The 22,997-nt window shown below is 70.3% G+C and carries 21 protein-coding genes and 1 riboswitch; of the genes, 11 read left to right on the forward strand and 10 right to left on the reverse strand.

The window, feature by feature from the left end:
• Nucleotides 1–133: 133 nt before the first annotated feature.
• Entirely contained in the window at nt 134–1,213 is a 1,080-nt protein-coding gene (hisC, locus tag ACFYT4_RS06595) for a histidinol-phosphate transaminase (protein WP_389265925.1), read from the reverse strand.
• 549 nt (nt 1,214–1,762) lie between these two features.
• On the opposite strand from hisC, the gene ACFYT4_RS06600 reads away from it, so the two are divergent.
• The 3 genes from ACFYT4_RS06600 (at nt 1,763) to ACFYT4_RS06610 (ending at nt 5,356) form a co-directional block, all read left to right on the forward strand.
• Nucleotides 1,763–2,875 carry a LacI family DNA-binding transcriptional regulator gene (locus tag ACFYT4_RS06600; protein ID WP_389265927.1) on the forward strand — a complete coding sequence of 371 codons (1,113 nt, stop codon included), beginning with the start codon at nt 1,763–1,765 and terminating at the stop codon, nt 2,873–2,875.
• A gap of 169 nt (nt 2,876–3,044) precedes the next feature.
• Entirely contained in the window at nt 3,045–4,379 is a 1,335-nt protein-coding gene (locus ACFYT4_RS06605) for a metallophosphoesterase (protein WP_389266259.1), read from the forward strand.
• A 149-nt stretch (nt 4,380–4,528) separates the two neighbouring features.
• Nucleotides 4,529–5,356 carry a hypothetical protein gene (locus tag ACFYT4_RS06610; protein ID WP_389265929.1) on the forward strand — a complete coding sequence of 276 codons (828 nt, stop codon included), beginning with the start codon at nt 4,529–4,531 and terminating at the stop codon, nt 5,354–5,356.
• A 172-nt stretch (nt 5,357–5,528) separates the two neighbouring features.
• Here ACFYT4_RS06610 and ACFYT4_RS06615 read toward each other — a convergent pair whose 3' ends face one another.
• Nucleotides 5,529–6,929, reverse strand: coding sequence for a VWA domain-containing protein (locus ACFYT4_RS06615; protein WP_389266261.1), 1,401 nt, complete (start codon nt 6,927–6,929; stop codon nt 5,529–5,531).
• Nucleotides 6,930–7,009: 80 nt separating this feature from the next.
• Nucleotides 7,010–8,821 (reverse strand): phosphomethylpyrimidine synthase ThiC, encoded by a 1,812-nt coding sequence (gene thiC / locus ACFYT4_RS06620; RefSeq protein WP_389265930.1) that lies wholly within the window; start codon nt 8,819–8,821, stop codon nt 7,010–7,012.
• Nucleotides 8,814–8,972: riboswitch (TPP riboswitch) on the reverse strand. It overlaps the preceding gene by 8 nt.
• 72 nt (nt 8,973–9,044) lie before the next feature.
• Here thiC and ACFYT4_RS06625 point away from each other — a divergent pair.
• Nucleotides 9,045–10,478: a YibE/F family protein gene (locus ACFYT4_RS06625; RefSeq protein WP_389265932.1), complete on the forward strand. Its 1,434-nt coding sequence runs from the start codon at nt 9,045–9,047 to the stop codon at nt 10,476–10,478.
• Nucleotides 10,479–10,889: 411 nt separating this feature from the next.
• On the opposite strand, the gene ACFYT4_RS06630 is transcribed toward ACFYT4_RS06625, so the two are convergent.
• The 4 genes from ACFYT4_RS06630 to ACFYT4_RS06645 all read right to left on the reverse strand — a co-directional run bounded on the left by ACFYT4_RS06630 (nt 10,890) and on the right by ACFYT4_RS06645 (nt 13,145).
• Nucleotides 10,890–11,324 (reverse strand): SsgA family sporulation/cell division regulator, encoded by a 435-nt coding sequence (locus tag ACFYT4_RS06630; RefSeq protein ID WP_389265934.1) that lies wholly within the window; start codon nt 11,322–11,324, stop codon nt 10,890–10,892.
• Nucleotides 11,325–11,448: 124 nt separating this feature from the next.
• Nucleotides 11,449–12,234 carry an IclR family transcriptional regulator gene (locus ACFYT4_RS06635; protein ID WP_389265936.1) on the reverse strand — a complete coding sequence of 262 codons (786 nt, stop codon included), beginning with the start codon at nt 12,232–12,234 and terminating at the stop codon, nt 11,449–11,451.
• A gap of 253 nt (nt 12,235–12,487) precedes the next feature.
• Nucleotides 12,488–12,700 (reverse strand): DUF5326 family protein, encoded by a 213-nt coding sequence (locus ACFYT4_RS06640; RefSeq protein ID WP_389266263.1) that lies wholly within the window; start codon nt 12,698–12,700, stop codon nt 12,488–12,490.
• Nucleotides 12,701–12,827: 127 nt separating this feature from the next.
• A complete protein-coding gene (locus ACFYT4_RS06645) occupies nt 12,828–13,145 on the reverse strand; it encodes a cupin domain-containing protein (protein ID WP_389265937.1) in 318 nt (105 codons plus the stop codon).
• A 51-nt stretch (nt 13,146–13,196) separates the two neighbouring features.
• Between ACFYT4_RS06645 and ACFYT4_RS06650 the strand changes: the two genes are divergently transcribed.
• The 7 genes from ACFYT4_RS06650 to ACFYT4_RS06680 all read left to right on the forward strand — a co-directional run bounded on the left by ACFYT4_RS06650 (nt 13,197) and on the right by ACFYT4_RS06680 (nt 18,781).
• The gene (locus tag ACFYT4_RS06650; protein WP_389265939.1) at nt 13,197–13,574 is read left to right on the forward strand and encodes a phage holin family protein; all 378 of its coding nucleotides are present in this window, start codon (nt 13,197–13,199) and stop codon (nt 13,572–13,574) included.
• 58 nt (nt 13,575–13,632) lie between these two features.
• Nucleotides 13,633–14,757, forward strand: a complete 1,125-nt coding sequence (locus ACFYT4_RS06655; RefSeq protein WP_389265941.1) for a cystathionine gamma-lyase — start codon at nt 13,633–13,635, stop codon at nt 14,755–14,757.
• A gap of 240 nt (nt 14,758–14,997) precedes the next feature.
• Nucleotides 14,998–15,888 carry a LysR family transcriptional regulator gene (locus ACFYT4_RS06660; protein ID WP_389265943.1) on the forward strand — a complete coding sequence of 297 codons (891 nt, stop codon included), beginning with the start codon at nt 14,998–15,000 and terminating at the stop codon, nt 15,886–15,888.
• Nucleotides 15,889–15,937: 49 nt separating this feature from the next.
• The gene (locus ACFYT4_RS06665) at nt 15,938–16,417 is read left to right on the forward strand and encodes an NUDIX domain-containing protein (RefSeq protein WP_389265945.1); all 480 of its coding nucleotides are present in this window, start codon (nt 15,938–15,940) and stop codon (nt 16,415–16,417) included.
• 209 nt (nt 16,418–16,626) lie between these two features.
• The gene (locus tag ACFYT4_RS06670; protein WP_389265946.1) at nt 16,627–17,172 is read left to right on the forward strand and encodes a DUF2269 domain-containing protein; all 546 of its coding nucleotides are present in this window, start codon (nt 16,627–16,629) and stop codon (nt 17,170–17,172) included.
• Between the two features lie 5 nt (nt 17,173–17,177).
• Nucleotides 17,178–18,038, forward strand: coding sequence for a GNAT family N-acetyltransferase (locus ACFYT4_RS06675; protein ID WP_389265948.1), 861 nt, complete (start codon nt 17,178–17,180; stop codon nt 18,036–18,038).
• 284 nt (nt 18,039–18,322) lie between these two features.
• Nucleotides 18,323–18,781 (forward strand): MarR family winged helix-turn-helix transcriptional regulator, encoded by a 459-nt coding sequence (locus ACFYT4_RS06680; RefSeq protein ID WP_389265950.1) that lies wholly within the window; start codon nt 18,323–18,325, stop codon nt 18,779–18,781.
• 309 nt (nt 18,782–19,090) lie between these two features.
• Here the strand turns inward: ACFYT4_RS06680 and ACFYT4_RS06685 are convergent, their stop codons facing one another.
• The 3 genes from ACFYT4_RS06685 to ACFYT4_RS06695 all read right to left on the reverse strand — a co-directional run bounded on the left by ACFYT4_RS06685 (nt 19,091) and on the right by ACFYT4_RS06695 (nt 22,943).
• On the reverse strand, nt 19,091–20,476 hold the full coding sequence (locus ACFYT4_RS06685) for a serine hydrolase domain-containing protein (RefSeq protein WP_389265952.1): 1,386 nt from the start codon (nt 20,474–20,476) through the stop codon (nt 19,091–19,093).
• Nucleotides 20,477–20,991: 515 nt separating this feature from the next.
• On the reverse strand, nt 20,992–21,705 hold the full coding sequence (locus ACFYT4_RS06690; RefSeq protein WP_389265954.1) for a hypothetical protein: 714 nt from the start codon (nt 21,703–21,705) through the stop codon (nt 20,992–20,994).
• A 116-nt stretch (nt 21,706–21,821) separates the two neighbouring features.
• Nucleotides 21,822–22,943: a MerR family transcriptional regulator gene (locus tag ACFYT4_RS06695; protein WP_389265956.1), complete on the reverse strand. Its 1,122-nt coding sequence runs from the start codon at nt 22,941–22,943 to the stop codon at nt 21,822–21,824.
• Nucleotides 22,944–22,997 lie beyond the last annotated feature (54 nt).

Genomic DNA, 22,997 nt, shown 5'->3' on the forward strand with positions numbered 1-22,997 from the left:
TGTCGGAATCACCCAAGTACGTCCAGTACGAGGGCGACCCTCCGCCTTGCGATTGCACGCACCGGACGCCGCAGGCCCCGCCCTCCGGGCGGACGACGCTACTTTCGAAACACGCCCTAGGGCGGTGACCGCACTAGATCTCCTTGAGGAACGCCTCCGCCGTGTGCAGAAGCAGATCGTTGGCCTCGGTCTCGCCGATCGTGATCCGCACCCCCTCGCCCGCGAACGGCCGCACCACGACCCCCGCCCTCTCACAGACCGCGGCAAAATCGGCCGTCCGCTCCCCGAGCCGCAGCCAGACGAAGTTGGCCTGGGTCTCCGGGACCGTCCAGCCCTGCTTGACCAGGCCCTCGTACACCCGCGCCCGCTCCCCGACCAGCGCTCCGACCCGGCCGAGCAGCTCGTCCTCGGCCCGCAGGGACGCCACCGCCGCGTCCTGTGCGAGCTGTGACACACCGAAGGGCACCGCGGTCTTCCGCAGCGCGGCGGCCACCGGCTCGTGCGCGATCGCAAAACCGACCCGCAGCCCCGCGAGGCCGTACGCCTTGGAGAAGGTCCGCAGCACGGCCACGTTCGGGCGCTCGCGGTAGATCTCCACACCGTCCGGCACCCGCGGGTCACGGATGAACTCGCGGTACGCCTCGTCCAGCACCACCAGGACATCGGAGGGCACCCGGTCGAGGAATCGTTCCAGCTCCGCCCGGCGCACCACCGTGCCGGTCGGATTGTTGGGGTTGCAGACGAAGATCAGCCGGGTCCGGTCGGTGACAGCGTCCGCCATCGCGTCCAGATCGTGCACCTCACCGGGGGTGAGCGGCACCTGCACCGGCGTCGCCCCGCTGATCCGGGTGATGATCGGATACGCCTCGAAGGACCGCCACGCGTAGACGACCTCGTCCCCCGGGCCCGAGGTGGACTGCAGCAGCTGCTGGGCGACGCCCACCGAACCCGTACCGGTCGCCAGATGGGTGACCGGCACCCCGAAACGGTCCGCCAGCTCGTTCATCAGGCCGGTACAGGCCATGTCGGGGTAGCGGTTGAACCCCTGCGCCGCGGCGATCACGCGCTCCATCACCCCGGGCAGCGGCGGATACGGGTTCTCGTTGGACGACAGCTTGTACGCGACGGGGCCGTCGGCGGCCGCGGGCCTGCCCGGCTTGTAGGTGGGCACACCGTCCAGCTCGGCACGCAGCTTCGGGCTCGTCTCACTCACCGCAGGTCCTCCTCGACCGTCCGTACATCCGGGAGCCGAGGCTCCGGGAGTGATGTCCCGGAGCCGGCGCCTTCGGAACCAACACCGCAGAAACCAATACTGCTCACCTTATGAGGATCCCCGGGCAATGCGTACGGCCTCAGGCGGGGAACCTGGGCGGGACCGTGCGATGCCGTGCCCCGGAGCTTGTCCATCGGCCGGTGCGCACGGGCTACGGCGGCCCTCCGCACGGGCCGCGGACACCCTCCGCCCCGGCCGGGGAACCTCATCCGGACGGGCCGGATCCGGGGGGAGCGCTCGCCGCCCTGGCGCACGCCGGTGGCTCGCTCCGTGGCGCGCGTCCCCCGTGAAGGTGAGTTGAGACCTCTTCGAAACATCGACCGTTCGGCAGGTCGATACGACCGGACACCCCAGGCGCCGCAAGTTACGTGGTCAAGTCCCTTAATTTCCAAGGTAGTTCATGCCTTATGATCATGCAGAATCGTGCCTGTCAACGAGTGAATATGCGACCGGCCCAACCACCCACGCGAGCCCTAATATCGGCTCGCCATGACAGCAGCAGGGAAGCACCAGGTGAGCCGGACGGACACATCCCGCCGGGGAAGCCGGCAAGGTCGGGCAGGCATTCGAGACGTCGCCGCCGCAGCCGGAGTCTCCATCACGACTGTCTCTGACGCGCTCAACGGGAAGGGCCGGCTCCCGGACGCCACCCGCAGACATGTCCGCGAGGTCGCGGACCGGTTGGGCTACCGCCCCTCCGCCGCGGCCCGAACCCTCCGTACCGGCAAGTCGGGCCTCATCGGCCTGACCGTGACGACCTACGGGGATGAACCTTTCACCTTCACGGAGTTCGCGTACTTCGCCGAAATGGCGAGAGCCGCGACCTCCGCGGCACTCGCCCGCGGGTACGCCCTGGTGATTCTCCCCGCGACCTCGCGCCATGACGTCTGGTCGAACGTCGCACTCGACGGCACGGTCGTCATCGATCCCTCCGACCACGATCCGGTCGTCACCGAGCTCGTCAGACAGGGCCTGCCCGTCGTCTCCGACGGCCGCCCGGCCGGGACCCTCCCGGTCACCGCCTGGGTCGACAACGACCACCAGGCCGCCGTACTCGATCTGCTCGACCATCTCGCCGACGCCGGTGCCCGCAGGATCGGGCTCCTCACCGGCACCACCACCGACACCTATACGCGCCTGTCCACGACCGCGTACCTCAGCTGGTGCGAGCGCGTCGGCCAGGACCCCGTCTACGAGTCCTACCCCGCCCACGACCCGTGCGCGGGCGCCGTCGCCGCCGACCGGCTGCTCGCCCGGCCGGACCGCCCGGACGCCGTCTACGGCCTCTTCGACCCCAACGGCACCGACCTCCTCGCCGCCGCCCGCCGCTACGGCCTGCGCGTCCCCGACGACCTGCTGCTGGTCTGCTGCAGCGAGTCGACCGTGTACGCCACGACCGAACCGCCCATCACGACGCTCTCGCTCAAGCCGCGGAGGATCGGGACGGCGGTCGTCCAGCTCCTCATCGACGCCATCGAGGGAATCGACCAGGACCGGCCGGTCGAGCAGGTGATACCGACCGAGCTGATCGTCCGGACGTCCTCGCAGCGCCGCTCCCCGCGGACGACGGTGAGCGCACCGCGCTCTCCGTCGCCGGACTAGAAACCCTCAATAGGGCCCTATTCGGGCGAAACAACCGACGTGCCAGGGGTGCGGATGGATTCACCACCCCTGGTGCGTCACACAGCGCGGACCTCATTCCTATGATGGGCGCACGACACCGCGGACCACCCCGACCAGGCTGGGCCGAGAGGTGAACGGCGGCGCGACGGTGGTGGAGGGGTCGATGACTCAGGGGGCCGGTCAGGGACCCGTGGTGCGTACGGCGACATTGCGCGATTTCCGCGTTCCGCCGTACGCGCAGATGCCGGTGCGATCCGAGACACCCCGGGATCCCCAGGATCCTCAGCACCCCCGCCCTGCCCAGGGCTCCGACGCCCGGCAGCCGCATCAGCAGCCGCCGGGGACGCCTCCGCACCGGACGTCCCAGGGAGACCCCCGCCGGGAACACCCGCTCCCGCATCACCCCCGCAGCGAGCAGTCAGCCGGGGAGGACGCGCCCGGGAGGCGGCAGCCCTCGGAGGCGCCCCAGAGCACCCACGCCCCTCCTCCGCCTCCCCAGCCGCCGGGCGGTCCCTCCGGTCACCCGGGCAACGCCGTGCCGGAGGACGAGATCCCCGAGGGCTACACCCCCACGGAACGCGATCTGCCGGTGATCCGCAGGGGCGGCCCCGGAGACACCGTCCAGATCCAGGTCGACCCCGACGAGGCACCGGCGCCCGACGGCCTCGGCCCGCTCTATGTCGTCGGCGACGTCCACGGCTATCTGGACGAGCTGCTGGAGGCCCTCACCGCACAGGGACTCATCGACGCCGACGGCGGCTGGGCGGCGGGCCATGCCCGTCTCTGGTTCCTCGGCGACTTCACCGACCGGGGCCCCGACGGCATCGGTGTCATCGATCTGGTCATGCGGCTCTCCGCCGAGGCCGCCGCGGCGGGCGGCTACTGCAAGGCCCTCATGGGCAACCACGAACTGCTGCTGCTCGGCGCCAAACGGTTCGGCGACACCCCGGTGAACTCCGGTGCGGGAACCGCCACCTTCCAGGCCGCCTGGCTCCTCAACGGCGGGCAGAAGGCCGACATGGACCGCCTCCAGGACGTCCATCTGCAGTGGATGTCCCGCCTCGACGCGGTGGTCGAGGAGGACGAGCATCTGCTGATGCACTCCGACACCACGGCGTATCTGGAGTACGGCTCCACCATCGAGGACGTGAACGAGACCGTCCACGAGATCCTGACCCGCAATGACGCCGACGAGTGCTGGGACCTGTTCCGCAAGCTGACCAAACGCTTCGCCTTCCGCGACGAGGCGGGCCCCCAGGCCGTGCGTGAGCTGCTCTCCACCTACGGCGGCCGGCGGGTCGTCCACGGCCACAGCCCCATTCCGTATCTGCTCGGCGAGGTCGGCACGGAGGACGGCGAGGACGGCGAGCGCCCGGTCGTCGAGGGCCCGCACGTGTACGCGGACGGGCTGGCCATCGCCATGGACGGCGGTGTGACGATGGCCGGAAAGCTCCTTGTCGTCCAGCTTCCGCTGCCCGGCTGAGCCAAGCCCGGCAGGCGATTTACCGAAACCCCCTGTCACCCCGTGCCGTAACGGCTCTACCATCGGCTTATCCGTAGCAGGCTCTCCTCCGTTTGCGGCCGGCCGATCCGTCGTAGCACGGGTGATCCGGCCCTACGGAGCATCGGGGGATGCACATGAACAGCGCTCCGCACCTGCTGGCCGAGGACCGCGCCGAGTTCGAGCGCGTCCTCGACGACGCGCTGCGTAACGCCCATGAACGGCCCGAACTCGCCGCCATCGGGCAGCGGCTGAACGCCACCCAACTGCGCACCATGGCCTTGAACGCGACGGCGCTGATCAGCACCGCCGCCTCGGCCGAGTACGAGCACTACCGGAAGATCCGCGAGGAGACGCGCGCGCCCGTCGTCACGGCGGGCGGACAGAACTCCGCCTCGGACGCCGCGTGGAGCGCGCCCGACGGCAACGGCGCCGGGTTCGCGGCGGTCATCGCCGTCCTCGCGCCCGTGCTGGCCGGGACGGCGGCGGTGATATTCCTGCTCGTCGGCTACATCCTGAAGATGCTCGAACCCACCCCCTCCTTCGCGACGACCCTGGTCTCCGCGGGCTGGTTCTTCGGGGCGCTGACGGCGGCCGCCATCCTGGTCGCCGCGGTCGGGCTCCTGCTCACCGCGCTGCGCAACGGCGCGACGCAGGTACCCGCCGAGGAGACCACGGGCGAGCTGCCCGACGAGGTGGCACGTGCCAAGGACGCCTGGCGGCACGCCCTGCTGGAACGCGGCATCCTGCCGTTCCTCCAGGTGTCGCTGGCGGATCCGAGCGCGGATCCGACGTCCACGGCGCCGCCGCGCCATGTCAGCCGTATCCCGAAGGTGGGCTACAGCGGACCGGAGTACTCCAGTCCGAGCGAGGGCTCGACCTCGGGGCAGCGGCCCACGTTCACCAGCCCCGACTTCACCAGCCCGGACTTCGGCGGCCCCGAGCACCCGCCGGAGTGACCTCTTCCGGGCGACGCCGGAGGGCGGGGTGCCCGCGGCCCGGTTCCGGCCGGCGGTCGGCGCGTACGGGTCCGGGCGAGCCGGTGTGCTCAGGGGCGGTCCCGGTGCGCCGACGGCCCCTCTCGCCGTACGCGCAGCCGTACGGCCGCCGGGTCCGGTACGGCTGCCGGGCTCACAGAACGCCGGCCTGCCTCGCGGCGGTGATCCAGCGGGGGAACTCGGAGAGCAGCCGGTCGTACAACTCGGAGTCGGGGACGGCCGCGATGTCGTCGACGGCGAAGAAGCCCACATTGTCCACCCGCCGACCCTCCATCGTGTCGAATCGTTCCAGCACGCCGTAGCTCGCCCCTCCCATGCCCACGAACTGCCAGAAGACCGGCTCCTCGGAGGCCTCCCTCAGCTCCTGCGCGATCTCGGCGTCGCGGTACACGCCTCCGTCGGAGAAGAACAGCACCAGGGTGGGCACGGACACCGGGGTGTCGCGGACGAACGCGCGGATCTCGGCGATGACCTTCTGTTCCTCGTTCAGGATACCGACCTCCCGCATGTCCACCTGACCGGGCAGACGTCCGTGCTCCGGCGTCGGCTCGGGAATGCTCCCCTCGGCCCGGACTTGGAGCCGCAGCCACTCGGGCCAATCCCCCGGACCCTCATCTCCGACCCGGACATGGAGCCGCAGCCACTCGGGCAGATCCCCCGGGCTCAGATCCGGCAGCCGGGCCGGATTAGAGGCGAACGTCCACGCCTGCATCTCGCCGTCGTCGTCCAACTGCGCGGCTACGGCTGCCATCCGCTCCACCACATCGGCCACGACCCCCTCGGAGTACAGGAGTTCCATCGAGCCAGAGGCGTCCAGAACCAGGACGACCCGTGCCGTGACCCCGGAGGCGTTGTGCTTCCGAAGGCTGACGGAGACCTGCTCCTTGCGCAGCGACAGCCGCTCACGCATCTCGGCGGGCAGTTGCTCCTCCCCCTTGACGAGACCGGTCGTGGCAGCCGCCGAAGGCACCGTGGCAGGGGCAGGGGCCGACGGCGTGACCGCGGCGGGGGGCGGCTCCTCGTCGACGCTGATGCCGAAGTCGGTGGCGAGCCCCGTCAGCCCCGAGGCATACCCCTGCCCCACCGCGCGGAACTTCCACTGCCCGTTCCGCAGATACAGCTCTCCGCCTATGAACGCGGTCTCGGTCGTCGCCTCCATGTCGAATCGTGCCAATTCGGTCCCTGCCGCGGCGTCCAGCAGCCGCAGCACCAGCCCGGACAGCCCTCCGAAGGTGCCGCCGTCCGCCGACGCGGCCAGGACGACCCGCTCGATCGCCGGCTCCAGCGCGCCGAGGGTCACCTCGACGGTGTCCATGACGGTTCCGGAGTCGTGGCGCTTGCCGAGATGGCTGACAGCGCCGGAGGTGTGCCGCGGCTGGTTGTAGAAGACGAAGTCACCGTCGTCACGCACCCGTCCGCCGCCGGTGAGCAGCAGCGCCGACGCGTCGACGTCCGGTGCGCCCGGCACGGGTGTCCAGGTCAGCACGGCACGCACCACGGCCGCACCCACGGGAAGATTTGCGCCCTTGATCATGGAGTCAGTCATGGACCCATTGTGCAGAGCGGTGGAAATCCGGCCAGGATTCCCACCGCCCGCTCGACCGGGACCGGCGGTCAGTCCGCGAGCGGCAGGTAAACGCGATTCCCGCTCGCGGCGAACTCCCTGGACTTCTGGAGCATGCCTTCGGTGATCTCCTCATCCGTCGAGGTGGAGGCAGCGGCATCGCCGCCGAACTGCTCGGCGATGTCCCTGCTGATCTTCATCGAGCAGAACTTCGGACCGCACATCGAGCAGAAGTGCGCGGTCTTCGCGGGCTCGGCCGGCAGGGTCTCGTCATGGAACTCCCGTGCGGTGTCCGGGTCGAGGGCCAGATGGAACTGGTCCTCCCACCGGAACTCGAAACGGGCGTCCGAGAGGGCGTCGTCCCATTTCTGGGCTCCCGGGTGCCCCTTGGCGAGATCGGCCGCGTGTGCCGCGATCTTGTAGGTGATGACGCCGGTCTTCACATCGTCCCGGTTCGGCAGACCGAGATGTTCCTTGGGAGTGACGTAGCAGAGCATGGCCGTGCCCCACCAGGCGATCATCGCCGCTCCGATGCCGGAGGTGATGTGGTCGTACGCGGGGGCCACATCCGTCGTGAGCGGGCCGAGCGTGTAGAAGGGGGCCTCCTCGCAGATCTCCTGCTGGAGGTCGATGTTCTCCTTGATCTTGTGCATCGGGACGTGACCGGGGCCTTCGATCATCGTCTGAACCTGGAAACGCTTGGCGATCCGGTTGAGTTCCCCGAGCGTCCGCAACTCCGCGAACTGCGCCTCGTCGTTGGCGTCCGCGATCGAACCGGGCCGCAGTCCGTCCCCGAGCGAGTACGTCACGTCGTAGGCGGCGAGGATCTCGCACAGTTCCTCGAAGTTCTCGTACAGGAACGATTCCCTGTGGTGCGCCAGACACCAGGCCGCCATGATCGAGCCGCCGCGCGAGACGATCCCCGTCTTGCGGCGGGCGGTGAGCGGGACGTAGCGCAGCAGCACTCCGGCGTGGACGGTCATGTAGTCGACGCCCTGCTCGGCCTGTTCGATCACCGTGTCCTTGTAGACCTCCCAGCTCAGCTCCTCGGCCCTGCCGTCGACCTTCTCCAGGGCCTGGTAGAGCGGGACGGTGCCGATCGGCACGGGCGAGTTGCGCAGGACCCACTCGCGGGTGGTGTGGATGTTGCGGCCCGTCGACAGGTCCATCACCGTGTCGGCTCCCCAGCGGGTCGCCCAGGTCATCTTCTCGACCTCCTCCTCGATGGAGGAGGTGACGGCGGAGTTGCCGATGTTGGCGTTGACCTTCACCAGGAACCGCTTGCCGATGATCATCGGCTCGATCTCCGGGTGGTTGACGTTGGCCGGCAGCACCGCGCGGCCTGCGGCGATCTCCTCCCGTACGACCTCGGGGGAAACGTTCTCCCGGATGGCCGCGTACTCCATCTCCGGGGTGATCTCGCCCCGTCGGGCATAGGCGAGCTGGGTCACCGCCCGCCCGTCACGGCCCCGGCGGGGCTGGCGCGGACGGCCGGGGAAGACCGCGTCGAGGTTCCTGAGCCCGCCACGCGGCGATGTGTGCTTGATCCCGTCGTCCTCGGGGCGCACGGGACGGCCCGCGTACTCCTCGGTGTCTCCGCGCCCGGTGATCCAGTGCTCCCGTAGCGGCGGCAGGCCGCGGCGTACATCGGTCTCGACGGTGGGGTCGGTGTACGGACCGGATGTGTCGTACAGCGTCACATCCGTCCCGTTGGTGAGGTGCACGTGACGGACCGGCACCCGGAGGTCGGGGCGTGAGCCCTCGACATATCCCTTGTGCCAGCCCGGCTTGCGCTCGCCGGACCCGGCGGCCCGGTCTGCGTTCCGGTCGGCGGCAGGCGTGCGTGCATCCTGAACGGTCATGAGACCTACTCCCTACGCCGGCATTACCCGGTAACAGGTTCGGCGGTCGACGCAGCGGTTTCCGCAGACGGCGTACTGGCGTTGGCCAGACGGGTCGTACGGCGATCAGCGCCCTCTCAGCCCGGTGCTCCGAGCTCCCGCGTGTGCAAAGGTGCCACCACGCTAGCGTCATGTCTGGCGTGCTGAACAGGGTGCCCCCGTCCGTTCTTGCGATGATCGGCCGGTGACCTCTTCACCGTCCGACCCCCAGCAGCCGCACGGACCTTCGCAGCCCCCCCGGCGACAGGAGCCGTCCGAGCCCGACGGGCACGTCCACGGCCACACCCACGGCCACGGCCCGGCGGCCCCCGTCTCCCGGCATCTGCGCAAGGTCATCGCCGCGGTGCTGATTCCCTTCGCCACCGCGGTCGCCGTGGGTCTGGTGGTCCTCTGGCCCGGCTCCGCGCCCGGCCATGAGCGCACCGGTGTGGGCTTCGACCGCCAGACCCAGCAGGGGACGGTCACGCGGGTCGACACCGTCGACTGCAAGGACGTGAACGTCGCGCAGGTCCCGCCCACGGGCGACACCGGCACTCCCCAGGGGCGCGAGGCGGTCAACGCCCAACAGGGCGACTGCAAGAAGGCGACGATCGAGGTCACCAGCGGCAAGGACAAGGGACGCACCTTCACCGAGATCATCCAGCCCGACGCGTCACGGCAGCTGGAGAAGGGGCAGGGAGTGGTGGTGGCGTACGCCCCCGACGCGCCCCGCGATCTCCAGTACTCCGTGATCGATGTGAACCGCAAGGTCCCGATGGCGGTGCTCGCGGGGATCTTCGCGCTGGCGGTGGTGCTGGTGGGGCGGATGCGCGGAGTGATGGCGCTGATCGCGCTCGCCGCCTCCTTCGCCGTACTGACGCTGTTCATCCTGCCCGCGATCCTGGAGGGCTCCAATCCGCTGATCGTCGCGATCATCGGGTCGAGCGCCATCATGCTGATCGCGCTGTATCTCTGCCACGGGCTGACCGCGCGGACATCGGTCGCGGTGCTCGGCACGCTGATCTCGCTGCTGCTGATCGGGCTGCTCGGCTCGGTGTTCATCGACTGGGCGAGCCTGACCGGCAACACCGACGACAACACGGGCCTGATCCACGGCCTGTATCCCGGTATCGACATGAGCGGTCTGCTGCTGGCGGGGGTGATCATCGGCTCGCTGGGTGTGCTCGACGACGTGACGGTCACCCAGACGTCGGCCGTGTGGGAACTGCGGCAGGCCGATCCCGGTATGGGCCCCCGGGAGCTGTACCGCGCCGCCATCCGGATCGGGCGGGACCACATCGCGTCCGTGGTCAATACGCTCGTCCTGGCCTACGCGGGTGCCGCGCTGCCGCTGCTCCTGCTGTTCACCATCGCCCAGAGCAGTGTGGGCACGGTCGCCAACAGTGAACTGGTGGCGGAGGAGATCGTCCGGACACTGGTCGGGTCGATCGGCCTGGTCGCCTCCGTGCCGGTGACCACCGCGCTCGCGGCGCTGGTCGTCTCCGCCGACCGGCCGGGTGCCGACGGCCCGGTGGCGCATACCGGGACGCCCCCGCGCGGCGGGGTGCCGGCGCCGGGCGGGTTCGGCGGGCTGGGGTTCCCGGGGCGTGGCGGCACCGGACGCCGCCGCAAGAAGTAGCCCGAGCGGAGTTGGCGGGGACGGGGACGGAGCGGGGAGGAACCGCGCCGGAGCGACTGCGGAAGCGGGCCGCGCGGGGCGGCCAGCCGGGGCGCGGCCGGAGCGCCGGCGGGGGTCAGCCGCGGAAGGCGCCGGGGGGCGTCGTGGCGGGTCGGCGTGGCGGGGGTCGGTCGCGGCCACAGGCGGTCGGTCAGGTGGCTGGACCGGTGCGTCGGTCCGGGAGCCGGAACGTCGGGACCCGAGGGTCGGAACCAGGACCCGGAGGTCGGAACCGGGACCGTACCGGAACGTCCGTACCCGAGAGCCCGTACCCGGGGAGTCCGGACCGGGCGTACGAACCAGGGGTCCGGGTCGGCGGGCCCGGGATCCGGACCGGGGCGGGTTCCGCGGTGCGGAGTGCCCCCGTACGGCTCAGCCCGCGTTCTCCTCGGCGAGGATGCTCCTCAGCGCCTTCTCCAGAGCGTCCTCGAAGTCGCCGAACGCCCGCTCCTGCCCGAGCGGTACCAACCGGTCCGTACGGTCGAGGAAGGCGACGACCGGCGCCGCGCTCACCTGGAACAGCGCCCGGTCTCCGCCCACCTGGAGCCGGATGCCGAGGTCGGACAGTTCCTCGGGCCCCATGGGAGCGATGTGCACATCACCGTCCCCGCTCGGCCCGACGATGCCGTCGAGCAGCAGATCGCGGCTGAAGGCCCAGGTCACAGGCGCGTCACCGGGCAGGTGGAAGGTCATCCGCACGGCGTACGGATCCTCCGTCCCGTACCGGAGCTCCACCGGGATCCGGAACGAGAGCTCCTCGGAGACAAGAAAGCTCATCAGGACCTCGGCCTGGACCGACTCATGCATTGTGTACCCCGCAGTGGATGAAGCCTGCTAGAAGAAGCTTGCAGAAAACGGTCAGGAAGGATTCCCCTGAACCTCTTGGTGCAATCGTGCTCTAAGCGACCAGAGAACTACAAGGAGTGATTTTTCAGATACTGATAGAGAACGCGAGGGAGCTGAGCAACCCGCCTATGCCCTTGCGTAGTTGCTCGATCGCCGGTAGCAGCCGCTCCTCCTGGTGCAGGGGGAGGGAAATCGCCATGGCCGCGGCGGTGGATCCGGCTGTGATAGGGATCGCCGCGCAGACCGTGCCGAGGGCGTACTCCTGCCGCTCCACGACCGGCTGCATGCGCTCGACGGCGGCGAGCCGCTCCAGCAGCGCGCGCCGGTCGCGTACGGAGTAGGGCGTCACCGGCCGTACGGGATGCCGATCCAGATGGTCACGGCGGGCGGCCTGGCCGAGCTGGCTGAGCAGACACTGACCGATGGCATGAGCATGCCCGGTCTCGCGGAAGTCCGCCCACTCGGTGACGGCGGGGGCGTACGGGGTGTCGGAGACGGCGACGAGTTCGATCTCGCCCTCGCGGTAGACCGCGAAGTAGACGGGGACACCGATCGCGTCCCGCCAGTGCGCCAGTGCCTCCTCCAGTCTGGTGCGACGATTCTGCACAGACCCCCCAAGGGCCAGCAGGTCGACCGCGTCCCCCACGACAAAAACGCCCTTCTCACGGCGCAGATAGTTCTCATGGGTCAGTGTCCGCAGCAGGTGGTAGGCCGTGGGCAGCGGAATGCCCGCTTCCCGGGCGAGCTGTTTCGCCGGCGCCCCGTCCGGATGGGACGCCGCCGCCTCCAGCAGCCTGAGCGCCCGCTGTACCGAGCCGATCAGTGTGGGAACGGCGGCATGTGTGCCGACGGCGTTCGTGAATGTGGCCAAAGGTCACCCCCGGGCTTCGTGACGGGCGACTCGCCCGCCCGCGGGGGCCGTCCCCGTGTGCCCGCCGCGAGGCCCCTCGGGGGATTCCCACATCGGTCCCAGGGGGGCGCTCAAGAGGTCACAAGAGGGCTCACTAGGGGTGGTGAATCCGGAAGCCTGGCGGCGGATTGCCACTGTAATGGTCGCCCCACCCGCCGGACCTGGGGTTTGGGGGGTGTTCCCCCGGCTGGGTTAACACCCGAACCGACAATGGTTACCAGTCACCGCGCGAGTTCGAGGACGTCATGAACTTGCGTACGACGAAGACCAGTCCGGCCACGAGGGCGACCAGGACCAGAGCCTTGAACAGCAGACCGATCACAAATCCGACGACGCTCGTGATCAGTCCGCCGAAGACGGCCAGCGCGATGACGGGCACCGCGACCCACTTCAACCACCACGGCATCCCCGCGAATATCTCTCGCACAGCCATCGCTCCTCCTCGTGGTTCTGAGTTCCTGCCCTCGATGCTAGGCGGACGGCAGTGGGCAACGGGGGGCTCCAAGCCCTTGAACTCCCCTGATCCGCCCCTTAAGGATTCCCGGGGGTGCGGGTCAGCTCTCGGGGGGAGAGAAGACCACCATCACCCGCAGATCCTCGGTGATGTGGTGGAACTTGTGCGGCACTCCGGCCGGGACATAGATCACACTTCCGCGTGCGACCTGGGTCGTCTCCGTACCCACCGTGATCGCGGCACGGCCGCTGACGACGAAGTAGACCTCGTCCTGGCGGTGGGGCTGCTGCGGGTCCAGCGCCCCCGCGTCGAGCGCGTAGAGACCGACCGACATGTTCCGCTCGCGGAGGAACTGGAGGTACGCGCCGTCGTTCGCGGCGCGCTCCACCTCCAGCTCGTCCAGCCGGTATGCCTTCATCCTGCGTCCGCCCCTGCTCTCGTTCCGATCACGTCTGCCACGATCAGACACATGAAGAATTTCGTAGTCAAGACGATCGCGAACGCGGTGGCCCTGGCTGTGGCCATCTGGCTGGTCGCGGACATCACGCTCACCGGTGACAGCACCGGGAAGAAAACGCTGGCCCTGGTGCTGGTCGCCCTGATCTTCGGTCTGGTCAACGTCCTCGTCAAGCCCTTGGCGAAGCTGCTGGCGCTGCCGCTGTTCATCCTCACCCTCGGGCTGATCACCCTGGTCATCAACGCGCTGATGCTGCTGCTGACCTCCTGGCTGGCCGACACGGTCGGTCTGGGCTTCCATGTCGAGGGCTTCTGGACCGCCGTGCTCGGCGCCCTGATCATCTCGGTCGTCTCCTGGGCCGTGAACGTCGCCCTGCCCGACGGCGACTGAGCCGGATCACGCAGGATGGGGTGACGGGCGGACCGGCGGCACGAGGAGCGGCAGGGACATGAGCGCAGGCGCCGGAGACGGTACGCGGGCGGTACGGGCGGGACTGCCCGCGCCGGTGAAGCACGAGCCGACGCTGCCGGGCCCGGTGTTCGCGGCCCACTTCCACCTGCCGGGCGAGCCGGCCGGCCCGTACACCTACGGCCGGGACTCCAACCCGACCTGGACCCTTCTGGAGCGGGCGATCGGAGAGCTGGAGGCGCCCGGGGAGCCCGTCGAGACCGTCACCTTCGCCTCCGGGATGGCCGCGATCTCCGCCGTGCTGTTCTCCCTGCTGCGGGCGGGGGACGCGGTGGTGCTGCCCGCCGACGGCTATCAGGCGCTGCCTCTGGTGGGCGAGCAGCTCGCGGCGTACGGCGTCGAGGTCAGGACCGCGCCGACGGGCGGCGACGCGCAGCTGTCCCTGCTCGGGGGAGCACGGCTGCTGTGGATCGAGACCCCGTCCAACCCGGGGCTCGATGTGTGCGATGTACGGCGGCTGACCGACGCCGCCCATGCCGCCGGCGCGCTGGTCGCCGTCGACAACACCCTGGCGACCCCGCTCGGCCAGCGCCCGCTGGAGCTGGGCGCCGACTTCTCCGTGGCCAGCGACACCAAGGGCATGACCGGTCACGGCGATCTTCTGCTCGGCCATGTGACCTGCCGTGACGCCGCTCTCGCGGCGCAGGTGCGGCGCTGGCGCAAGATCGCCGGGGCGATTCCCGGGCCCATGGAGGCATGGCTCGCCCACCGTTCACTCGCCACGCTGCACCTGCGGATCGAGCGGCAGTGCGCCAACGCGCTGGCCCTCGCCGAGGCGCTCCGTGAGCGGGACGAGATCACGGGGCTGCGCTATCCGGGGCTGCCGTCGGATCCCTCGTACGCGAACGCGACGCGCCAGATGCGGCGGTACGGCGCGGTGGTCTCCTTCGTCCTGCCCGACCGCGGCCACGCGGAACGTTTTCTGGACGCGCTCCGGCTGGTCGACGACGCGACGAGCTTCGGCGGGGTGCGCTCCTCGGCCGAGCGCCGGGGCCGCTGGGGCGGCGACGCGGTACCGGAGGGTTTCATCCGGCTGTCGGCGGGTGCGGAGGACCCCGAGGACCTGCTCGCGGATGTGCTGCGGGCGCTCGACGCGGCGCGATAGGGCCCGCGCGCGGATCGGCCGCATACCCCGGAGCGCCCGTGGCCGGGGCGTTCTTCACGGGGCGGACGGCCCGAGCCTCCCCCCTCATGGCTCGGGCCGTCCCGGTTCATTCCCCGAAGAACCGCGCGAACAAGGCTAGTTGACTCTGCGTCAGTGTCCAATCACAGTAGCGACAGCGACCTATCGACTTATTTATAGTTGTGCGGGTCCGCGGGCATCGTCGGTCGGGAGGCCATGGGCATGGATCTGGCCCTGCTGCGCACGTTCGTCACGGTGCACCGGGCCGGTTCCTTCACCCGTGCCGCCGCACTGCTCGGGCTCTCCCAGCCCGCCGTCACCGGACAGATCCGCACCCTGGAGCGGCAGCTGGGCCGACCGCTGTTCCTGCGCCAGGCCCGGGGCGTCACCCCCACCACCATCGGCGACGAACTCGCCCACCGCGCCGCGCCCCATCTGGACGCCCTGGTGGAGATCGCCGAGGCCGGGCTGGACGACGAGGCGGGCGGACGGACCCTGCATCTCGCGGGTCTTCCCGAGTTCACCTCACTGCGCGCCCTGCCCGCCCTCACCCCGCTGATCTCCCAGGGACTCGCGCTGCGGGCCTCCTTCGGGAACTCCGAGGAGACCCTGGAAGGGCTGGCGGCGGGACATCACGATCTGGCCATCACCACGGCCCGGCCGCGCGGTGGACTGCTGACGTCGACTCCCCTCTGCGACGAGGAACACGTACTGGTCGCCTCCCCGCGCTGGGCAGCGCGGCTGGGGCCCGATGTGCTGCGCGGGGGCCATGTCGTGCTGGAGCAGTTGCCCGTGGTGGAGGTCCATGAGTCCCTGCCGCTGGTCTCGCGCTACTGGGCCGCCGTCTTCGAATCACGGCCCGCGGCCGCCGGCACCGTGATCGCCCCCGATCTGCGGGCCGTCCTGGAGACCGCCGCCTCCGGTGCGGGGCTCGCCGTCCTGCCGCGCTATCTGTGCGAGGACGCGCTGGAGCGCGGGCGGCTGGTGGCGCTACTCGACCCCCAGGTGCCTCCGCTGCGCACCTATTTCCTCGTCGTACGCACCGGTACGCTCGCCCTGCCGCACATCGCGCGGGCCCACGAAGGGCTGCTGCGCGCGGCCGTCGACTGGTGACCGGACGGCCTCGGGTTTCAGACCGGGCCGTCCGGGCCATTTTCCAGTCATGACCGAACGCCCCGTGGTCAAGCGCACCGCACGCGCCATCCTGCTCGACGGCGACGATCTCGTCCTGATCAAGCGCACCAAGCCCGGTGTGGATCCCTACTGGCTCACTCCCGGCGGCGGGGTCGAGCCCGACGACGCCACCGTCATCGACGCGCTCCACCGCGAACTGGACGAGGAGCTGGGTGCCAAGGTCACCGATATCGTGCCCTGCTTCGTCGACACCGTCGAGCACATCGCGGACGGCGGAGTGACGGGAGTGAAGGTGCAGCACTTCTTCGTCTGCCGTCTGGAATCCATGGATCCGGCGCAGCGCCACGGCCCGGAGGTCGACGAGCCCTGCGGGGAGTACGAGATCGTACGGGTCCCCTTCAGCCGGATGGGGATCGCCGGGGTCCATCTCGTACCGCTGTCACTGCGGCACTATCTCGACGGCAATATCGAGGGTGTACGGGCGATGCACGCCCCCGACCTGGGCTGACCGCTCGCTGGGGGCAGTCCTTGCACGCCGGGCGGGCCGATGCCCCCCGCCCGCGGACGGGCCGCTGAGCCGTCCTGGGGCCGTGCCCGGCACGGCACTGCCCGGTCTCGCGGCGGCGGCCGGACCGCGGGCCGTACGCCGAGGCTAGTACCGCCGATTACTCCCGCTGTCAGACGCAGGACGACAGCTCGCCCGGCACCGTGTTTCACGTGAAACCACTCAAGCGTCCCCTACGGCGTGCCGTCCTTGTCGTCCATGTCTCCGCGTCCGCCGGCTGGCTCGGGCTCACGCTCGGTCTCCTCGCGCTGGCCACCGCCGCGATCACCACGGACTCCGGCACCATGACCGAGGCGGCGGCCCGTTCGATGAAGGTGTTCACCGACTGGCTGGTGCTGCCCCTCGCGGTGCTGACCCTGCTCAGCGGACTCACCCTGGCCCTCGGCACCGCATGGGGTCTGATGCGACACCGCTGGGTTGTCACCAAGTTCTGCATCACCCTGGTGACCCTCACGGCCTCGGTCTTCGCTCTGCGGCCGGGTGTCGATCACGCGGTCCAGACCGTGGCCTCCGGTGCCCCGTTGCCCAGTGCGACGGATCTGGTGATGGGCCCGATCGTCTCCTTCAGTGCCTATCTCTTCATGACCGTCATCTCCGTACTGAAGCCATGGGGGCCGACCCGTCGCGGTCGGCGACTGCGCGCGGAGGCCACTTCCCGGAAAGCACTGGACGAGCGATCACCGGGCCAGACAGTCTGATCCTTATGTCAACTCCTCTCCCGGGACTCCCCATTCGCCGTCTCACGATGGACGATCTTGTTGCCTGTGCCGATCTCGCCGAAGACCGCGGCTGGCCTCGCGAGGAGCACAAGTGGGGACTGTTGCTGGCTGCGGGGACCGTGCACGGAATCGACGACCCTTCCGGCAAGGGGCTGGTCGCCACCTGTGTGGTGACCTCCTACGGCGCCGAGCTCTCGGCGATCGGCATGATGGTCGTCGCGGACCGGTACGCGCGCCAGGGTATCGGCCGCCGGATGATGCGGCATGTGCTGAGCGAAACCGGAGACACCCCGCTCACGCTGTACGCCACCCCGCACGGACAGCCGCTGTACGAACAGCTGGGCTTCACCTCCGTGGGGCGCGCCGAGATGGTCAGCGGCCGCCTCCGGGACTCCGCCCTCACCGCCTCGGCCGACGCGGCCACCCGCCCGGCGACCGCCGAGGACCTTGCGGCGATCGTGCGCCTGGACACCGAGGTCTTCGGCCTGGACCGCACCCATATGATCGCTCGGCTGCCCGCCTTCGCCGACCAGCTGAGGGTGGCGGAGGAGGACGGCGTACTCACGGGGTACGCGGCGGCTTGGCCGAACATGGACACGCATGTCGTGGGCCCGCTGATCGCCGGGGACACCAGAACGGCAAAGGCTCTCATCGCCTCACTCGCCGCCGGAACGGACCGTGCCCTGCGAACGGACGTCGACGGGCACCATGAGGAGCTGCTGACCTGGGTGAAGGAACACGGCATGGAGACGATCGCCTTCAACGAGGTGATGATCCGTGCCGTCGACGATCTGCCCGGCGACCGGTCCCGGCGCTTCGCCCCGCTCTCGCTCGCCTGCGGCTGACCTCAGGGCACGGCCGGGAGCCGGTCGGAGCATCGGGCGCGGTGGGGCCGGGCACAGTCGGAGGTGCGCCGGCGCCGTCCGGGCCGAGCACGGCACGCTCGGGGGTCCGCCGCCGTTGCCCAGAGCCGAGCGAGGCAGCGTCAGGGGTCCGGCGCCGCCCGGGCCGAGCGGACACAAGATGGTTGCAGACGCGGAATATTGCGCTTGTCGTCTACCCTGGAGACAGCGCCCTGTCGTCGCGCACCAACGGATCGAGCACAGGGCAGCACGGAGGAGGAACAGCGATGACCGCCATGGATCCCGCACTCTCCGCGCTCTCCCAGAGCTGGTGCGCCCTCTCCCTGCTCCACGGGAAGATCGAGACCCATGTCGAGCGGGCCCTGGAGGGCAGGCACGGTCTCAGCGTGCGCGAGTACTCCCTCCTGGACGCCCTCAGCCGCCAGCACGACGGTCCCGGCGGCCACCTCCAGATGAAGCAGGTCGCCGACACGGTCGTGCTCAGCCAGAGCGCGACGACCCGCCTGGTCACCCGGCTTGAGGACAGAGGACTGCTGACCCGCTACCTGTGCGACACCGACCGCCGCGGGATCTACACCGATGTGACCGAAGCCGGACTGGCACTGCTCGCCGAGGCCCGGCCCACCAATGACGCCGCCCTGCGCGAGGCCTTCGACGAGGCCGCCAAGAACCCCACGCTCGCTCCGCTGGTCCGGACGGTCGAGGAGCTGCGGATCCCCGCGTAGCCTGCCGAGCCGGATTCAAGCTCCGCCTCTGACGGGGAATCTCTCGGCCCACCGGTGGTGAACGGCCGGTTTGCCGGGCCCGGGGCACGACGGCGAGATCGTCCGGCGGCTGCTCACCGACGCCGGACATGAGGCCACCGCTGTGATCGAGGCGGAGGCCGGGCGCCACCGGGCCGGATGCCGGGCGTCTGCCCGGCCCCGGCCGGTGCAGCCAGGATTCACCCCGTTTCCGTACACCGCCGGAGGGGGAGCCGCGACGTAAGCGCATCCGTCGGCCGGGCAGCGGAGGGTGTTTCACGTGAAACACGCTCAGGGCCGCAGCCCGCGCCAGCCGTCCTCGTCGACTCCGCCCGGCACTCCGGCGTCCGGCTCATAGGGCTCACGGGTGAAAACGAAGGACCCCACATCGAGATGGCGCACGGATCCGTCGTACCTGCGCACCACCCGGAGAGTCTCCCCCGCGTAGTAGCCGTTCCGGCCGGTCCAGGTCCCGTCCGGCTCGACGGTGAAGCGGGCCCCGCGGCCGGTGGCGCTCAGGGGCTGGAGTTCCAGCACCCGATCGGGGAGCAGCCGCAGCCCGAAGGACTGGGTGCCCCAGTACCAGGGTCCGGTCAGCGCCAGGAGATCCCGGTCGACCTCCGGCAGGGGCCGCCAGGGCTCGGGGATACGCGGCTCTGCCTCGGCCACGATCCGGACGAGTTCGGCGGTGACGACGCCTGCTGACGGGCCCGAGGTCGCGTTGGCGAGCACGACCGCGGCCACCGCGTCCTCCACGCTCACCCAGAGCCCCGCGACAAAGCCGGGCAGCGAGCCGGTGTGCCCCACAAGGGTGCGGCCGTCCTGCCCCAGGATCTGGGTCCCCAGTCCGTAGACGCTGCCGAGGGCGCCCGCCTCCGCGGGTACGGACGGTGTCCGCATCTCCCGTACGGAGGACGCGTCCAGCACCCGGTCGTCGCCCTTGGCGAGGAACACGGCGAACCGGCAGAGGTCGGCGACGGTCGACCACAGCTGTCCGGCCGGGGCCATCAGCCCGAGGTCCTCGCAGGGTTCCGGAAGCAGCACATCGGCCCAGGGATGCACCGCCCAGCCGTCGGCGTGGGGAGCCCTCGGCTGCACGCTCGTACGCTCCAGGCCCAGTGGTTCCAGGATCTCCCGCCGCAGTACGTCCGCCCAGGACGCGCCGCGTACCGCCTCGACCAGGGAACCGAGGAGCGTGTAGCCGGGGTTGGAGTAGTGGAACCGGCGGCCGACCGGATGCATCCGCGTCCGGTCCCCCAGCACGTCGGCCAGCTCCGGCCGCAGCGAAGCGGGCGTCCGCTCCCACCACGGCGCCGGTGACTCGGCGCTCAGACCGGCACTGTGGGCGAGCAGTTGAGCGATCGTCACCTCCCCGACGCCCGACCCGGGCAGATACTTCTCCAGGGGATCGTTCAGATCGAGCAGCCCCTCGTCCCGCAGCCTCATCACCAGAACGGCCGTGAAGGTCTTGGTGATGGAGCCGATGCGGTACTGCGTATCGGCGCCCGCCGACGCCCCTGCGCCACCGGACCGGGCCCCGGTCCACACCAGTCGGCCCTCGCGCGCCACCCCGGCGACGAGGGAAGGCGCCCGTCCGTCCGACTGAGCTACGGCGATGCGATGCAGAAGGGCCCGCTCGGTGGCGGGCAGAAGCTGTTCTGTCAGGGATGAGGTCATGAAGCAGGTCTATCGCCGACCGGGGGCCCGAGTCGACCGCACGGCCCGCCATGTCGAGCGCACAGCCCGCCCTTGCGCGAAGCGCGGAAGCCCGCACCGGCCATCACTGGGTGAGCAGTCACTCCGTGGTCTGGATGCCATGCCACCTGCCAAAGGAGTGACGCGCCCCCGCCATGAGTCCTGAGGAGCGCCGCGCGGTGATCGTGCGCGCCACCGTCCCTCTGGCCATCGCACACGACAGCGCCGTCACCATCCGGCTCGGCTACTGGGGTCCGGACGCCACTTCGCCTCCGTACGGGTCGACGACTCCCTCACCCTGGACTTCCCGACGGTTCCGCAGCCGCCCGGCACACATCTCGCGTTCGGTGTCGACCCGGACGCCTTCGACGCGGTGCTCGACCGGCTACGGGAAGCCTCGGTCCCGTATGGAAACGACCTTCGGAGCCCGACAACGGCCGTGTCGGCCATCCGCCGGCCCCGCGCGGCCTCTCTTCATCGACGACTGGGACAAACCTCTAAGAACTGATGTCACCGGCCTGATCCCGGAGCTCACGGCCGGGGGCGGCCGTGGCGGCGGGAACGGGCCCGGTGAGGGAGCCGATCACCCGGCCCAGCGTGGCCTGCTCCCCGTCCGGCAGCCACCGGCCGGCGTGAACCAGGCGCAGAGCCGTCGAGAGCCGCACCCGGTCGTCGTCCGTGCCGAGGTCTCCCAGATAGGCGGGCAGGATCAGGCCCAGGGCCTTGAGGTCGCCCCGGGCACAGAACGCGGCGAGCAGCCCGGCGAGGAGATCACCGCCGGCGCGGGGCGCGGTCGCGCCCGTCGAGCGCAGCCCCTCGGCGATCGCACAACGGATCCCGTCGCCGTACGGCCCGGGCGGCACGGTGTGAACACGCTCGGAGGCGCGGACGAAGTGCTCGCGCGCCGCGCCCGGTTCTCCGAGATCCAGGTGGCTCCTGGCCATGTTCAGGTGCAGAGAGGCGTAGAAGCCCTCGACGCGTTCGTCGGCCACGAGATCCGCCCGGCTGAGGCATTCGCGGTTCCAGTGGAGCGTCTCCTCGGGTGTGGGCTGATGCCGGGCCAGATAGTGGGCGGCCACGCAGGCTTCGTAGTCGTCGGCAGCGGCCTCCCAGGCCCGGCGGAAGAGATCACGCGCGTCGGCGTCCCTGCCGGCGGCCTCGGCCTCCATGCCCTGGGCGCACAGACGCACCACCGGGTTGTCGGGGTTCATGTGGTTGTCCTCCTTCTTCGTGGTCAGGGGTGTCACCTCGTGGCATCGGGGCACCACTCCAGGGCCGAAGTCCCGGCCCGTGGGGAGGAGCGGGCCGGCCCCGTTCGGGAGACGGCTCAGCCGTTCCCCGATGCCGGGTGGACAGGCGTCGGGCGGACCGTCACCGGGTGGACGGGCATGACCAGGGTGGTGAAACTGCCCTGATCCGCCGAGCGGACCACGACCGGCTGCGTCGGTGACGAGATCTCCAGCAGCACATCGGGGCCGACACCGGCGTCGAGTGCCGACAGCAGTACGTCCGGGGCGAAGGCGATGAGCAGCGGCGGTCCGGTGCAGATGGCACGCAACGCCGTATCCACCGGTCCACGGCCCGAGACGAGAACTCGTTGCCCGTCGGTGCGCAAGGTGACGGGTCCGCTTCCCCCGGCTCCTCCTTCCCTCACGGCAAGCGCCTGCTGAAGGGCGTCCCGGTCGGTGATCACCCGGTGCCGGGCGGCGGGCAGATCTTCGAGAATCTCCCGGTACGAGGGAAAGACGGCGTCGATGCCCGGCAGTGTCCGCACCTCGTCACCGCCGCGGATCCAGGCATCGCGCCCGTCCGTCCCGATGGTGACGTCCGGCAGGCGCAGCGCCCAGGACGCGATGTGCTTCATCTCGGCGGCATCGACCGGGACATGGCACGATCCACCCTCGATGGAGCCGGGACGCAGCACCCGCACCGCCAGGCGGTAGCGGTCGGTGGCCACCAGGCGGACTTCCTGGCCGTCGAGTTCGAGCAGGACACAGCCCAGTACGGGAAACTCCTCCCGCACGGAGACGACCGCCACCGCCGGAGCCACCTGCCGGACCGCGCTGGACAGCTCGGCCCCGCCGATACGGGCCTCGGCCCGTCCGGCCCCGGCGGGCAGTTCACGGAGGATCCGCTCGATGGCCGACTGCGCCGCGGACGCCCGGTCCCGGGTCCTGCGTGCATGCCTCTCCAGAACGATCCGGGCCTCCTCGGGGGAGCCGTCGAGCACCACCGAGGCGTCGGTCAGCGGCAGCCCCGCCTCCCTCAACCGGCGTACCAGAACGGCACGGACCTCCTGGTCCGGGCCGTAGTACCGGTAGCCGGTCCCGTCGTCCACCCGGGCGGGCCGCAGGATGCCGCAGTCGTCGTAGAAGCGCAGGGCGCTCGGGGCGAGCCCCACCCGCCGGGCGAAGGCGCCGATGCTCAGCGGCGCTTCGATGTCGTCCATGCACGCGATTGTCGGCGTTCAAGCGGCTTGAAGGTCAACGCACGGGTCATGCTC

The sequence above is a fragment of the Streptomyces sp. NPDC004609 genome (assembly GCF_042873655.1).
Classification (GTDB): Bacteria; Actinomycetota; Actinomycetes; order Streptomycetales; family Streptomycetaceae; genus Streptomyces.